Origin of the sequence: Desulfosporosinus acidiphilus SJ4 (assembly GCF_000255115.2) — a bacterium.
GTDB classification, from domain to species: domain Bacteria; phylum Bacillota; class Desulfitobacteriia; order Desulfitobacteriales; family Desulfitobacteriaceae; genus Desulfosporosinus; species Desulfosporosinus acidiphilus.
The window spans coordinates 1,702,465-1,715,489 of the sequence record NC_018068.1; the positions used below are offsets into that span (position 1 = coordinate 1,702,465).

At 38.5% G+C, this 13,025-nt stretch carries 13 protein-coding genes; 8 read left to right on the plus strand and 5 right to left on the minus strand.

Annotated features, from left to right (window positions below):
• Positions 1 to 309 precede the first annotated feature (309 nt).
• The gene (locus tag DESACI_RS07860) at positions 310 to 810 is read left to right on the plus strand and encodes a CarD family transcriptional regulator (protein WP_014826650.1); all 501 of its coding nucleotides are present in this window, start codon (positions 310 to 312) and stop codon (positions 808 to 810) included.
• Positions 811 to 1,379: 569 nt separating this feature from the next.
• On the plus strand, positions 1,380 to 2,528 hold the full coding sequence (locus DESACI_RS07865; RefSeq protein WP_014826651.1) for a hypothetical protein: 1,149 nt from the start codon (positions 1,380 to 1,382) through the stop codon (positions 2,526 to 2,528).
• Positions 2,529 to 2,800: 272 nt separating this feature from the next.
• On the opposite strand, the gene DESACI_RS07870 is transcribed toward DESACI_RS07865, so the two are convergent.
• The 3 genes from DESACI_RS07870 to DESACI_RS07875 form a co-directional block, all read right to left on the minus strand.
• Positions 2,801 to 3,460 (minus strand): DUF1638 domain-containing protein, encoded by a 660-nt coding sequence (locus tag DESACI_RS07870; protein ID WP_014826652.1) that lies wholly within the window; start codon positions 3,458 to 3,460, stop codon positions 2,801 to 2,803.
• A 545-nt stretch (positions 3,461 to 4,005) separates the two neighbouring features.
• A complete protein-coding gene (locus DESACI_RS25750) occupies positions 4,006 to 4,182 on the minus strand; it encodes a helix-turn-helix domain-containing protein (protein WP_427846748.1) in 177 nt (58 codons plus the stop codon).
• Positions 4,183 to 4,476: 294 nt separating this feature from the next.
• Positions 4,477 to 6,516, minus strand: coding sequence for a heterodisulfide reductase-related iron-sulfur binding cluster (locus DESACI_RS07875; protein WP_041276367.1), 2,040 nt, complete (start codon positions 6,514 to 6,516; stop codon positions 4,477 to 4,479).
• A 932-nt stretch (positions 6,517 to 7,448) separates the two neighbouring features.
• Here DESACI_RS07875 and DESACI_RS25425 point away from each other — a divergent pair.
• From DESACI_RS25425 to DESACI_RS25130, 4 genes are all read left to right on the plus strand, one after another.
• Positions 7,449 to 7,583, plus strand: coding sequence for a hypothetical protein (locus DESACI_RS25425; RefSeq protein WP_282434161.1), 135 nt, complete (start codon positions 7,449 to 7,451; stop codon positions 7,581 to 7,583).
• Between the two features lie 112 nt (positions 7,584 to 7,695).
• The gene (locus DESACI_RS07880) at positions 7,696 to 8,124 is read left to right on the plus strand and encodes a universal stress protein (protein WP_014826654.1); all 429 of its coding nucleotides are present in this window, start codon (positions 7,696 to 7,698) and stop codon (positions 8,122 to 8,124) included.
• Between the two features lie 461 nt (positions 8,125 to 8,585).
• Entirely contained in the window at positions 8,586 to 9,056 is a 471-nt protein-coding gene (locus DESACI_RS25125; RefSeq protein ID WP_014826655.1) for a hypothetical protein, read from the plus strand.
• Entirely contained in the window at positions 9,047 to 9,721 is a 675-nt protein-coding gene (locus DESACI_RS25130) for a diguanylate cyclase (protein WP_242833178.1), read from the plus strand. The genes DESACI_RS25125 and DESACI_RS25130 overlap by 10 nt, the downstream gene beginning before the upstream one ends.
• Before the next feature lie 265 nt (positions 9,722 to 9,986).
• Here the strand turns inward: DESACI_RS25130 and DESACI_RS24965 are convergent, their stop codons facing one another.
• Positions 9,987 to 10,187, minus strand: coding sequence for a hypothetical protein (locus DESACI_RS24965; protein ID WP_041276009.1), 201 nt, complete (start codon positions 10,185 to 10,187; stop codon positions 9,987 to 9,989).
• 149 nt (positions 10,188 to 10,336) lie between these two features.
• On the opposite strand from DESACI_RS24965, the gene DESACI_RS07900 reads away from it, so the two are divergent.
• Both DESACI_RS07900 and DESACI_RS24205 read left to right on the plus strand, forming a co-directional pair.
• Complete coding sequence (locus DESACI_RS07900) at positions 10,337 to 11,539, plus strand: NAD(P)/FAD-dependent oxidoreductase (RefSeq protein WP_014826657.1); 1,203 nt, start codon at positions 10,337 to 10,339, stop codon at positions 11,537 to 11,539.
• Entirely contained in the window at positions 11,517 to 11,699 is a 183-nt protein-coding gene (locus DESACI_RS24205) for a methionine biosynthesis protein MetW (protein WP_014826658.1), read from the plus strand. The genes DESACI_RS07900 and DESACI_RS24205 overlap by 23 nt, the downstream gene beginning before the upstream one ends.
• A 167-nt stretch (positions 11,700 to 11,866) precedes the next feature.
• On the opposite strand, the gene DESACI_RS25430 is transcribed toward DESACI_RS24205, so the two are convergent.
• On the minus strand, positions 11,867 to 12,685 hold the full coding sequence (locus DESACI_RS25430; RefSeq protein ID WP_014826659.1) for a methyl-accepting chemotaxis protein: 819 nt from the start codon (positions 12,683 to 12,685) through the stop codon (positions 11,867 to 11,869).
• Positions 12,686 to 13,025: the final 340 nt, after the last annotated feature.

Consider the following 13,025-nt stretch of genomic DNA (forward strand, 5'->3'; position numbering starts at 1 on the left):
TAATCCCCGCTAGATTCCCAGAAGTCCACATACACATAGTCGAACTGGTTCAGGTAGTCTTTGCTATTAAAAAATGAGTAGCCTTCGCAACTGGACTTACGCCATGCAAAGGCTGCTCGCTGTTCGTTAAATATAATATTATACTGAAAAATTTTCTTCAATGTCAAGTGTTTTTTGCTTACGGCAACAGAAAAATTCTGATATAATTATAATTAATATTATTGAGATAACGGAATTTTTGTTGCAGCATTTTTGTTTTATTGTATAGTCTATAACATACTACTTAAAAATTGGCAAGGAGGAATATTTGTGTTTAAAGTTAATGATTATGTTGCATACAACTCAACAGGAGTGTATAAAATAATAGACATTAGAAAAGAAAAGGATACAGGTAATAATGATATTGAATACTACGTTTTAGAACCAGCTTATAACAATAATATGATTATTAAAACTCCTGTAAATAACCCAAAAGTTTTGATGAGAAACATCATGACTAAAGAGGATGTTTTATCACTAATAGCGAATATGCCAGAAACCGAAACCATCTGGACTGATGATGACAGATACAGAAATCAAAGTTTTAAAGCGGCTCTTAGAACGGGCCAAAGCGAAGAATGGGTAAAGATAATTAAAACGTTATATTTGGTAAAGAAAGGGAAACTCAATGTTGGTAAGAAACTAATGAAAACTGATGAAGACATTATGAAAGCTGCCGAAAGAAACTTGCATGAAGAGTTTGCAATGGCATTACATATTTCACCTGATGAAGTGCTTCCCTATATTCTTGATCATGTTCAGGTTAACTGAAGCGTATCATTTTAAATATAGTTCATCTGAAAAGCTAAAGCCCGATAACATGGGCGGAGGCTGTTTTTTTTGTTTATATATGGTTTGCTTCAATTTAACAACACACATTCGCATCAAGGGAGCCAGTGAGCATAATTTAAAAAATATTGATGTAGAAATACAGTAAGCATAAAGTGGCCGTTTTACTGGACTTAGTGCATCAGGTCAGTCTTCTCTAGCTTTCGATACGATTTATGCAGATGGATAGAGACGCTATATGGAGTCTTTGTCTTCCTATGCAGGGAATGGCTACAATGCCATTACTAATGACTCATTTTAACCAGGAGTACTCAAGGATAAATAGTTTTTTCTTTGGCAATACCAACGTATAAAAATATAGATTTTTTAAGCGTGCGATGCATGTTGGTGTTACTTCATTGAATGCAAGGGAGTTAAGTATTTACTAAATATAGAGCCAAAGCGAATTGTGTAGCATCTTCAGGATATGGAGGTGCTTTTCTTTTATATTTTGCCTATATTAATAGGAAATAATTTATTCCGCCTTCTTAAGCTGCGGGTTGGAGGTTTACATGAAAGGTTCAGTGCAAGAAGTTTTCGACTGGATATATAAAAACAAGGACCCATACCATACCGGCGAGTCAGCAGGTAAATGGTTTGCAGACGAGAATACCTCACATAGAGGTGGCGATTTTGCTTGGGGATGGGGTGCAATCGGGGTTGCCTTATACTTTATGTTTAAAGCAACAGGTAACTTAAAATACCTTGATTGGATGGTTCCCCAAATAGATTGGGTTATCAGCCATCGTGACACCGACCTGGATGTGGAAAGTTATTTGGGTACTCGACTGAAATTACCAGTATGGAATGATGGGGGGCAGTACGGCAGCATACATGCCTATCCCGTTCATACTGCTGTAATATGTATTCCAATACTCCTATTTATTAATGTTGTAACGTCGTTAGGCATTCGACGATACTTTGATCGACTAGATAACTACTTGTTGGTTTGTAGGGATGCGCTGGAGACACACGATACACCCAATAATTGGATAGATTTCTCGCTAATAACAGGTTATCCTGTTGAACCGAATTTTGGTACGTTCGATGAAGCAGGTAAGGTCACCATGCCTAACAGAGGCAATGCTTATCTTGCTGCCTGTGCACTTCTGGATAAATTATGTTCTACCTCAAAACATCTAACGAAAGCTATCAAAGGATTCAACTATTTCCATACGTGTTTTCGGTTGGATGAAACATCAAATAGCTATTATTGGAGTTACTGGCCATATTATTATGGTGAAAGCGGCTGGGAAGATATTTCACATGCCGGCCTAACTATGATGGGTTTTTGGCTTACTCATCATGAAGCTTGTCTTCCGGTTTATTCGACGATTGACTTTCAAAGAGTAGCCAATACAGCTAAAAGAATTGTACACATAGACTGCAGTAAGATAATGGTAAATGACAACATTTCTCCATCTTCAAGCCGCAAAGAGTTCTCATCAAGCAGGTACCGTACATCTATAGGAACTTGGAGTTTGCTGGCATTTTATGATCCTTTGGTGCTAACCAAGATTAATCCTTGTGTTAGTGAATTGATTAATATGATAGTCAACAATAGTCAAAGGGTGATTGGGGACGTTTTAAAGTCAATAGGTATTTGCATTTATGTGAATAAATCGCTCGGTCAGGGTTTGGATCATTACTTGTCACTCTGAATATAAAATTGTAAAGCCATTGGCAATTCATTCGGTGTCCCAGTTGACAACTATACGAGCTTCGCGGATGAAATCGAAAAGTCTGTTCGGGGTGAGTTACTTTAGAAGGTAAATGCTTGTACTTAGCTTCTGTAATTGAAATTATAAAATCATTCCGAAATCCCTCGCTTAGCTATAAAGTGTTGACGTGTGAGATGGGTAACGCAAAAAGAGGTCAGGGCAATATTTAGGCACTAACCTCTTTTTAACTAGGGATATTTATTATCTTCCTCTTATAGCCGCTTCCTATCATCCTCGGCCATTGCATCAATTAACACGTTTTGTAAACGTTCCAACCCAACTGAACGCGCTTCTAAAGGCAGAGAAGACCAATCTGAGAAGTCCAAAATCTCTTCAACATGTTCCATTGCATAAGCATCAAAAAAATCAATGGGATCAAGCATCATCGCTCCTCCGGTGTATTGAGGAAAGTTCTCATTAGCGTTGGCCTTGTCCCAACCTTTAAAGACTTGATCGCGGTATTTTAACCAACCGGGCGTACAAAACCAAATTTTTTTCCCCTCAGCCAACTCCGCTCTATGTTCAACGCTTGCGACCATATCAAGGCAATTTTCCACCTCGGTACGGGCAATATAATACCCATCTTCACGCATTTCTTCAATAATAGCATCAATTGTTCGATAAGAATCACGCATATTGATATAACAATATTTTCCACCATAAACCACAATGATCTTTTTGGTAAGCTTCTTTGCTTTCTCCAATTGTTTACTCAATTGGCGTTCTAATTCATTCGGATCTTGATGGAGCCCTGGTGCGGTATAAAGTATTTGAGTATCCAAAAAGCCCGTTTCCTTCAAAACATTCAGTTCTGGTATCATTGTTCCGCAAGCCACAATTGAGTAATCTGCAAACGAAATTTTCCGTGCCATTTACCCTCCCTGCCTTTCGCTTAGATTATGAATCACTATTCCAATGATTATGCTAATTATATACCCCTGTTGGGTATAATCAATGCTTTCTACAAATATCTTGGACCAATAAAATAACCTTTTTGAGAGAAAAGTCCTTATCCATCAGCAGTATTGCAGCACAAAATCAGTACCTTATCCTCATAGTCCAAAGGATGGTATCAGTAATGTCGTCAAGAATGAAAAAGCGGCCGGTAACTCCAGCAAGGTCTATATCATCGGAGGAGAAGGAGTTATTAGCTCGGCGGTGGAGAGTCAGGTAGAAAGCATACCAATCATATATACAGCTGTCCTTCGCTGATATTCAACAACGAAAGGGCAGCTGTTTAATTATTATTTTAACCCTATTAGTATGACGAATGGCTTCAATGCCCAAAATAATACACTACAACTATTGGGGTATCACGCATCGGAAACATTAACGGATTTGGCAGATTAGTTTGACTCTTTAACCGTAGTCTAATTATTCTTGATTAAATTTAATAGCCCGTTAAGATCGTTAATGGTTATTCCCGTTTATAATTGTCTTGTTGAATTATATTTTCTTTCTTTAGATTAACTAAAATTTGATTTAATGTAACTCGACTGATTCCAAGTAAGCTTGCTAATTTGTGTTGTGAAATTAAAATTTCATTGCTGTTAGTTGTAGAAAATAAGTGGTATAGCGTTTTATATACTCGCATTTTCGGAGTATTAAGAGACAGATCGCTAATTTGGGAGGTTAAAATTCGTACTTTTTGACTAAAAGTAATAAGAACATTGTTCAAAATATCTGGGTAGTTAGGTAATATCTCTTCGACTACTGTTGGCCTATCGAAAGAATAGACAATACTATCCTCCTCAGTAACAAAAAGACTATCACTCCTAATCTGATCGAAAAAGGGAACTTCTCCAAATATTCGAAGGTCGGCACGATGTATATATAACGGCCTTGGAAAGGTCAGTCTGCCCTAATCAACAAGAAGAAGGGATGATTATTATATACAACCTTCTAAAATTTCGGAAATATCGAGAGCTTTTAAGGCTTCTCCTGCTTCACGAGACGCTATTCCGTCGACGATCATGGTTAAGCAGAAAGGACATGCGGTACCTACATAATCTGTCTTAGCGGCAATTGCTTCGTCTGTACGCATGACATTAATACGTTTGCCTTCATGTTCTTCTAGCCACATTCGACCGCCGCCAGCACCACAACAGAAGCTCTTTTCACCAGTATGAGCCATTTCTTTTATTTCAAGGCCAACAATTTTGAGTAATTCACGGGGCTGATCATATATCTGATTATATCGGCCTAAATAACAAGAATCATGATAGGTAATTGATTTTCCGGAAATATTGTTTAGCTTAAGTTTTCCGGATTTTACGAGCTCAAGCAGGAAGGTTGAATGGTGCACCACTTCGAAATTCCCGTCTAATTGAGGATACTCGTTTTTAAGAATGTTGAAGCAGTGAGGACATTGAGTGATTATTTTCTTAACCCCATATCCCTTCATGACTTCGATGTTTTCTGAGGCTAATGTATAAAACAAGTATTCATTTCCTAATTTACGGGCAGAGTCACCACAGCATTTTTCTTCGTTGCCTAAGATTGCAAAATGAACACCAGCTGTTCGTAACAGTTTGACTACAGCTGCGGATACTTTTTGGTTACGTGCATCAAAGGCACCGGAACAGCCAGGCCAGTATAAATATTCAGCTGTAGGATCTTCTTCGAAGGTTTTTACCCCTAGTCCTTTTAAATAGTCGGCCCGAGTGCTCCAACCAATGCCCCAGGGGTTCCCGTTATTCTCCATATTTCTGAAGGCGAGTTGAGCCTCGGCCGGGAACCTGGTTTCCATTAAGACTAAATGTCGTCTCATATCAATCGTTTTATCAACATGCTCAACGAAAACGGGGCATTGCTGTTCACAAGAACGGCACGTAGTACAGGCCCATAAGTCTTCTTCAGGGATAACCTCACCGATGAGAGAACGACCCGGCAGTTCGGCGGTTTCTTCGGCTGCAGCGGTTTCAGCTTCTGCTGTTTGATTGGCTAAAGCGCCTTTCTGTGAGGCTTTCACGGCTGTGCCGACTTCTTCCATTAAAAGCCGCATGTCCTGGATGATCTTTTTGGGATTTAAGTGTTTTCCGCTTAAATACGCTGGACAGTTATCCTGACAACGTCCGCAACGCAGGCAAGCGTCCGTATTAAATAACGTTTTCCAGGAAAACTCACGTAGTTGACTTTTTCCAAAGGTTTCAAGACTTTCATCTTCAAAATCTATAGGCTCTGGGATACCGATGGGTCCTCGGCTGCGGAAAAACATATTTAATGGGCCCAAGATGACATGGAACAGCTTTGAATAAGGGAAGTAAGCGATGAATGTCATGGCTAGGAGAAGATGGAACCACCATAAAAATCGATGTAAGGAAAGTAACTGTGCTTGATTAAGGGATGCCTTAAGAGGAATGGATATCCATTGTCCAATAAATCCCCAGCCGGCCCATGGATCAGGTGTTGCCGCAATTCGAGCTCCTTCAATGAAGAAACCTGTTAGTAGAATTGTAAAGATTAAGGCAAGTGTGATTGCGTCATCCGTTTTATTATCCAAGCGATCAGGTCTTTGTATATAGCGGCGATAGGCTGCTATAACGATGCCGAGGATCGCTGCCAATCCAAAGAGATTCGCTGTAAGCTTTATTAACAGATAAAACCATCCATAGAATATTTGTAAGCCAAAATCCGCTTGCAGCGTAATCATTGCTGTTGCAAATGCTAAGAATACAAATCCCCAAAAAATACCGAAATGCATAAGTCCCGGATAAGAATCTTTGAGGATTCGTTTATGCCCGAATCCATAGACAATAATATCCTTTATGCCTTGCCATAGATCTTTCCAGCGATTCTCAGGCTGACCTAATTTCCAAAGTGACAATCGTTTGTATACTCCGATACCGAAAAAAATTAGTGCAATGATGAAGAATAAATAGAGCCAGTGCTCTCCTTCTATGTTCCAATATACTTGACGTGTGGCCATGCCCATGCTCATGCTCATCTCTCCTCCATTTGATCTACAAGAAATTTTGCGTATTCACAGCATTATCTAAGGTATCAAAAATTAATAATGTGTAGCCGAATAATACTTTGTTTTTCACTTTATAAGGGACGTGAGCTATTTCACTTTTCTTGGCCAGGGACATTAAGACGGGTTTGCGGCAAGGATATACTTACCAATTAATGATTCAGGCATACTATTAAGATTTACAGGGGTAACGCCAATAACTATGCTTTTCTTTTCAGTATTTAACCACTCCTTTTTCATAAATAAAAGCTATGATAAGAACTGCATTTTGTATTTACCAACTATAAATTTCTCGTTAAATACAAGAAAACGATCGTGAGAAAGCCCTATTTTAAAGGACTACCCCAGAATAGACTAAGTGTTTTAATAATTCAAACTAGTTTTATTGCCTTGATTATACATCTAGGTATAATAAACTTCAATGGCATATGGCGGCTTTGGAAAGATTCCTACAAACGAATATTCCGATTTGTGTATTAATATTTTTTATGATTCCAAAGTATTTCTCAAAGCTATTGGAGATAAAATTAACTTTGTTCATCTCTTAGCTAACTGAAGGTGCAGAGGAAAGCAAAGAGCAAGAAGCCCATCTCTTCTGCTAAGGGCTTCTTGCTCTTGAACTTTTGGTGGAAGGTAACCCATTCGGCCGCCTTCGCAATAACTTTTTTATAATGAAAGTTGAAGGAATCTTTATGGGGGCTCATTTTTATTTGAGATCATTCATACCCCTTACGCATTGTTCAGAGTTGGAACAAGTAATAATAGAACAGGGGAGACTGGTCTTTTTTGCAATATTACAATTATGCATAGAATCGATTCAAATGACAATTAGATATGCATAGATAAATGCGATATAATTTAAAAGTACATTAAACTATTTACCAGGAGTGAACCATATTGTCTATCTCTCAACCCTGCCTTTGTATATGGTAGGTACCCTTCAGGCAACCACTTATGATGTTGACTTAGTAATTACGCTGTTTTTCGTGGCAGAGATTCTTATTCGTCCTTTTGCTTATTGATCATTATCAGTTTATATTGACTAAGTGGGTAAGCAATACTTGGCCACTAAACTGGCATTGTGATTTTCTGGAACCAAATGGTAGGTTGATAAAAAGGAAAGTAGGAATTTAAATGCTATGTACAAAAATTCTTGTTGCTTATGATTCGTCGGATTTGGCAAAGAAATCTTTGGAGAAAGCCATTGAAATTGCTAACATGAATTCTTTTATTCAAATTCATGTTTTACACGTAATGGCCACAATTCCCGCTCGGGAGGTTATCACTTCAAAGTTATATCAGAAAATGCATGATGAGCTAAGTCAACGCGGGCAAGAGATTCTTAGCGAGGCTCAATCGGCACTGGCATCCCTTCCGAATAAGTGCCAATGTGTTCAAATGGAAGGGGCACCAGCTCGTGTGATATTGGATTACATCCAAGAAAATAACTGTGACTTGATTATTATGGGGAGCAGAGGATTGAGCGGATTTAAGGAATTTCTCGGGAGCGTCAGTCATACGGTTATTCAACAATCAAAAGTACCTATCCTACTTGTGAAGTAGTAAGAGTTGGGTCTTCGATTCCAATACAAATAACTTGGTCTCTCTTTGACAAAATAGCACGTTCCTTTTTGGATAATTGTATGTGTTAAGACCTCATAATTAATCTATCTTTATGTTGGTAAGTTCGAAAAAGTACGCTTCGCTTCCACCATAATTTATATAAAAACCCGCATTCATGCGGGTTTAACTGTTTTTATAGAAGATTGAACTAAAAACATTAAAATGTACCCCTTAGAATGGACAGCAAAAGATATAGGGTTCCATATTATGGATGAATGAAAAGGTTTAACGAGGATTATTATCCAACTCTAGCTCTGATTAAATTTACTCGAAAAGTTGCCGTGGTTGCTACGTTTGAGTTGATAAGTGGGATGAGGGTGTAAGATAGAGTTTGTAATTAAAAAAGGGAATCTAGAACTTAGAGTAGAATATTAGCACCATGTGTGGAAGGAGGGATATTTATGAAACTTGACTTTCAAACCCTTGCTTTTATCCTTTGTCTAACATTTATGACCCAAGTTATCGCTCTTTCTGTCCAATATAAAGTGAATAGAGTCTATCGAGGGATTGGATGGTGGCTACTGGGTTCTAGCTTTATGGCACTGGGGTTTATCTTTATGCCTTTGCTAACAATAAGATCACTAGAAATACTAGCAAGGATCGCAAACCCACTGGTGGTTTTAGGACATATCTTTCTATATATCGGCATTATACAGTTTCTTTATATGAAAGAGAATGGTTGGAGACTTATTTCGTTTTTTGCTTTGACTATCCTTTGTTATTATTATTACATGTATGGTAATAATGACATCTCCGGACGCACAGTTGTTATATCTGCTGCGGTTGCGGTTATTTCATTAATGACCGCATACAAACTTTTTGTAAAAAAAGTTGAGTCCGTAAAGATCAAAGCACTTTTAATATTGAGGTAAATAGTGGGTTTGTTTATAACGCTAACGGACAACCGACAAAAATGGTATTTATTATCCGTGACATCACAGAACGCAAACGAGCAGAGCAAAAAATACAAGCGCTGTTTCAACAACTTGAAATCGAGAAGAACGCCGCTCAGTTGAATTCAATTACTGACAGTTTGACAGGGTTGGCGAATCGCAGATATTTTGATGAGGCTCTCAGAACTGAATTCTTCAGGTTAAAGCGCTCTGGGTCTACTTTGTCGCTCATTATGCTAGACGTCGATTATTTTAAAAGTTTCAATGACAGTTATGGCCATTTGGCAGGAGACAATTGTTTGCGACAGATTGGGACTACTCTTAAAACTATTGCTGGTCGAGCACCAGATATTGTTGCACGATATGGTGGAGAAGAGTTCGCAATTATACTGCCCGAAACAGAATATAATGGGACTGAAACTCTGGCGGAACGAATCCGGAAAGCCGTTGAAGATCTAGGTATTCCACACACTGCATCCTATACGGCGGAATATGTTACGGTCAGTATCGGAGTGGTAACTGTTTACACAACCGAGTTATCATTACCAGAGCAAGTTGTGGCACTGGCTGATGATGCTCTATATAGTGCCAAGAAAAGAGGACGTAACCGGATTGCGGTTGCCGACCCCATTGCCAGCAATTAAGCGATTAAAAATTGAGCATTTGTTTAAATTAATTCCCCACTACTGTCCAAAAGAAAACCTCATTCGAAGGGTGAGTTGCTTTGGCAAGGAGTGAAGGAATACTGGGGTATTTATATTACCGGGGCGTTTTTTTCGCTACCGGTTTTGTACTTTTAGCGACTACTTTATGCAGGAAGCTGAGGATAATAGTGGGATAATTCAGGAAAGACAGACAATTGTTTTGGTGATTCCGAAGATTACATCAACTCCTCTGAAACAATAAAATTTACGTAAATTCTTTTAGGGAGCCCCCTGAAGGGTGAAATCTACCTTTCGTTAAAAAATCTTCATGATGATCTGGATTGTTTTCCAATATTACAATAAATTCGAGTGGTTCAGGAGCTAACGGAGTATTTGCAACCGGTACCGGATCGGCAGCTGACCTGGCAAATGTAAAGATTAATTGCACTGCTACCGGGGCGCTCATCCGTATGTTGGAGCAATGCATATTTTCTCTATCATAACTCACATACTAAAAATCAATGTTAGGTAAAACATTGGTTGACGAAGTTTTGGTGCCGGATATCAACCAAAAAATGAAAGGTATAATCGCTTCGTAACTGAGGGGGAAAAGCTATGGCTAAGATTATCGTGATAGGTGGTAACTTCGCGGGTCTCACAAGTGCATTAGAACTTAGACGAAAATTAGGTCATGGACACAAGATCATTATGTTTTCTAAATCACCCGATTTCTTGTTTGTTCCTTCGCTTATATGGGTTCCCTTTGGGAAGAGGCAAGTCAAGGATATTACAGTACCTTTGGAACCCTTAGTATCGAAAGCAGGTGTTCAATTTATATGTCATGAAATCACAGAAATATTAGCGAAAGATAGGGTTGTCCGATGTAGAGATAAAGACTTTGAGTACGATTATTTAATCATTGCGACTGGCCCTGAATGGATCTTTGACCAAATAACAGGTTTGAGTTTAAATAGCAATGTGTCGTTTATCGTTACTCCGGAAACGGCGCTGGAAACCCGAAAACGCTGGTTAAAATTTATTAAAGACCCGGGTTCTGTAGTGATTGGGGTTACTCAAGGCTCTCAGTGTACTGGTCCTGCTTACGAATTCTTGTTTAACTTTGAAAAGCGATGTAGAGATCTAGGTATACGAAAGAAAGTAGACATTACCTTTTTCACCCCTGAGCCCTTCTTAGGTCACTTAGGTATAGGCGGTATTACTGGAAGTAACTTTATCCTGAAAAAGCTTTTACCTATGTTTAGGATAAAGTATATCACGAACGCGGAAATCCATGAGGTTTCGGGCGAAAACATAGTTCTTAAAAGCGGGCAAAGAATCCCTTACAAGTTTTCGATGATTATGCCAATGTTTAGAGGAGCTAATGTCGTAAGTGATTCTATTGACTTAGGTACTAAAGATGCGTTTATACCCGTTAACAATACTTATCAACATAAACAATACCCAAATATTTTCGGAGTTGGTATTGCTGCAGATCTTCCTATTAAATTCAGAACTCCAGTACCTATCGGTGTGCCGAAAACGGGTTATGCTGCAGATGAATCCGCCAAGACTGCAACGGAAAACATCGTGAGATTAATTAATGGAAAAACTAAGCTAGAGACGAAGCCGATGAGCAAAATACCGGAACTATGTATAATGGATGCTGGTGACAAAGAAATGCTGAGTATAACAGATAGTTTACTAAAACCTCGAAAGTTTTCCATAGTGTTGCCAAACCCCTTTTATGATATTAGTAAGCTAATGTTTGAAAAGTATTATCTTTGGAAAGTAAGGCATGGCTACAGTTGGTTACCTTAATCCCTTAGCTTTAGTTTTTTTTTCAAATTCTATATATCGCTCCCTCATATTTCAGAATGAACGGTTATTTACAATTCCCAAAGGCAGTAGAGTCCTCGATTTAGGCTGCGGGACTGGAGCTTTATTACTATTATTTACAATAAAAGGTGTGTTCATTTAGAAGATTCCAAGCATCATTCTATTAGAGAGTAACTGCTTGACATAATCCCACTTAATTTCCGAACTTTTTTATTCACAGTGGCTAATCCGCCGCCGACCTGAATATACTCAACGGATGTTATTACACTGGGTAAACTCTATCTGACATTAATGAGTCAAACAATGGACTTAAATTTTTCCCAACTCAACAAGTTTTTGAGCCATAAGAGATATTTGATTCAAGGCTTGGGTAAGTTCAGTGACACCTTGAGCTTGGGATTCACTAACGGTGGCTAGTTGCCTTACCGATTCAACTAAGCGGCTAACGGAGGACTGGACTTCAAAAACATCTTGTTCAATTGTTATGACTGAGTCGTTTGTACTGACGGCTAGTTTTCGAATTTCTCCGGCTACAACCCCAAAACCTCGGCCTTGTTCACCCGCTCGAGCTGATTCAATCGAGGCATTAATTCCCAAGATGTTACTTTGCTGCGATATTCTCTTAATAGCCGTTGTAATGTCAGTAACATGCATTATATCGTTTTTAACATGCAGAGTTTCATCATCCATCGTTTTAGCGGTTGCTGAAAGTTCCTCGCTTTGTGCCGAAAGATTTTCGGAAGAGGCATAGATTTCTTCGACCGAAGATAAAATTTCCTCTCCGATTTCTAAGAGTGCATTGTATTTTTCGGTTGATATTACGATTGTAATTACTCCAATCAATTCACCATCTTCACGAATCGGACTGCTGATTGCAACATAGGGGATTGAAAATTGAGATTTTTCTTTAGAAACCTGTGCGACTATTTTCTCACCGGATAGTAAAACTTTATACGAAATAGTACTTTTATATTTCTCAATGGGATCTCCAATTTGTACGCCTAAATCGAGTCTGGGATTATTGTAAGCAGCTAATACTAGATCTTGATTTGCAACAAAGACTGACATATCTTGGTCATACCATTCTTGTAAGTGGGGTGCAATAGATGCCACATGATCAATTTTCATATAAACAATCCTCCTCCATTACACTCATAAAAAACACATTAGAATAACAACATATCCGCAAATTGCGCAATATTACTACAACATTCGACATTGCAATTAAATATTCCTTCATAAATGTCTTGGCTTGCAAATAATTTCATAGGTCTTTTTTGATAAAAATTAACTTACCATCCACCTCATATCGAGCTATCAAGTCCTACGCCCCGAATTAACTACCGGGCGTAGGATATTTTTTAGATAGGATTCGGCATGAGAATCTCCTCCAAGCGGGAGGCTTTTTAAATGTAGAGCATTGTAGAAGAAACTTGGACAGATAATTGCGCTGGAATAATTAAAGAAA

Excerpts from the sequence above, each read along its gene's own strand:
- DESACI_RS07865 (WP_014826651.1), top strand. The coding sequence starts at position 1,380 with ATGAAAGGTTCAGTGCAAGAAGTTTTCGACTGGATATATAAAAACAAG.
- DESACI_RS07870 (WP_014826652.1), bottom strand. The coding sequence starts at position 3,460 with ATGGCACGGAAAATTTCGTTTGCAGATTACTCAATTGTGGCTTGCGGA.
- DESACI_RS25750 (WP_427846748.1), bottom strand. The coding sequence starts at position 4,182 with ATGCGAGTATATAAAACGCTATACCACTTATTTTCTACAACTAACAGC.
- DESACI_RS07875 (WP_041276367.1), bottom strand. The coding sequence starts at position 6,516 with ATGGCCACACGTCAAGTATATTGGAACATAGAAGGAGAGCACTGGCTC.
- DESACI_RS07880 (WP_014826654.1), top strand. The coding sequence starts at position 7,696 with ATGCTATGTACAAAAATTCTTGTTGCTTATGATTCGTCGGATTTGGCA.
- DESACI_RS25125 (WP_014826655.1), top strand. The coding sequence starts at position 8,586 with ATGAAACTTGACTTTCAAACCCTTGCTTTTATCCTTTGTCTAACATTT.
- DESACI_RS24965 (WP_041276009.1), bottom strand. The coding sequence starts at position 10,187 with ATGAGCGCCCCGGTAGCAGTGCAATTAATCTTTACATTTGCCAGGTCA.
- DESACI_RS07900 (WP_014826657.1), top strand. The coding sequence starts at position 10,337 with ATGGCTAAGATTATCGTGATAGGTGGTAACTTCGCGGGTCTCACAAGT.
- DESACI_RS24205 (WP_014826658.1), top strand. The coding sequence starts at position 11,517 with ATGGCTACAGTTGGTTACCTTAATCCCTTAGCTTTAGTTTTTTTTTCA.
- DESACI_RS25430 (WP_014826659.1), bottom strand. The coding sequence starts at position 12,685 with ATGAAAATTGATCATGTGGCATCTATTGCACCCCACTTACAAGAATGG.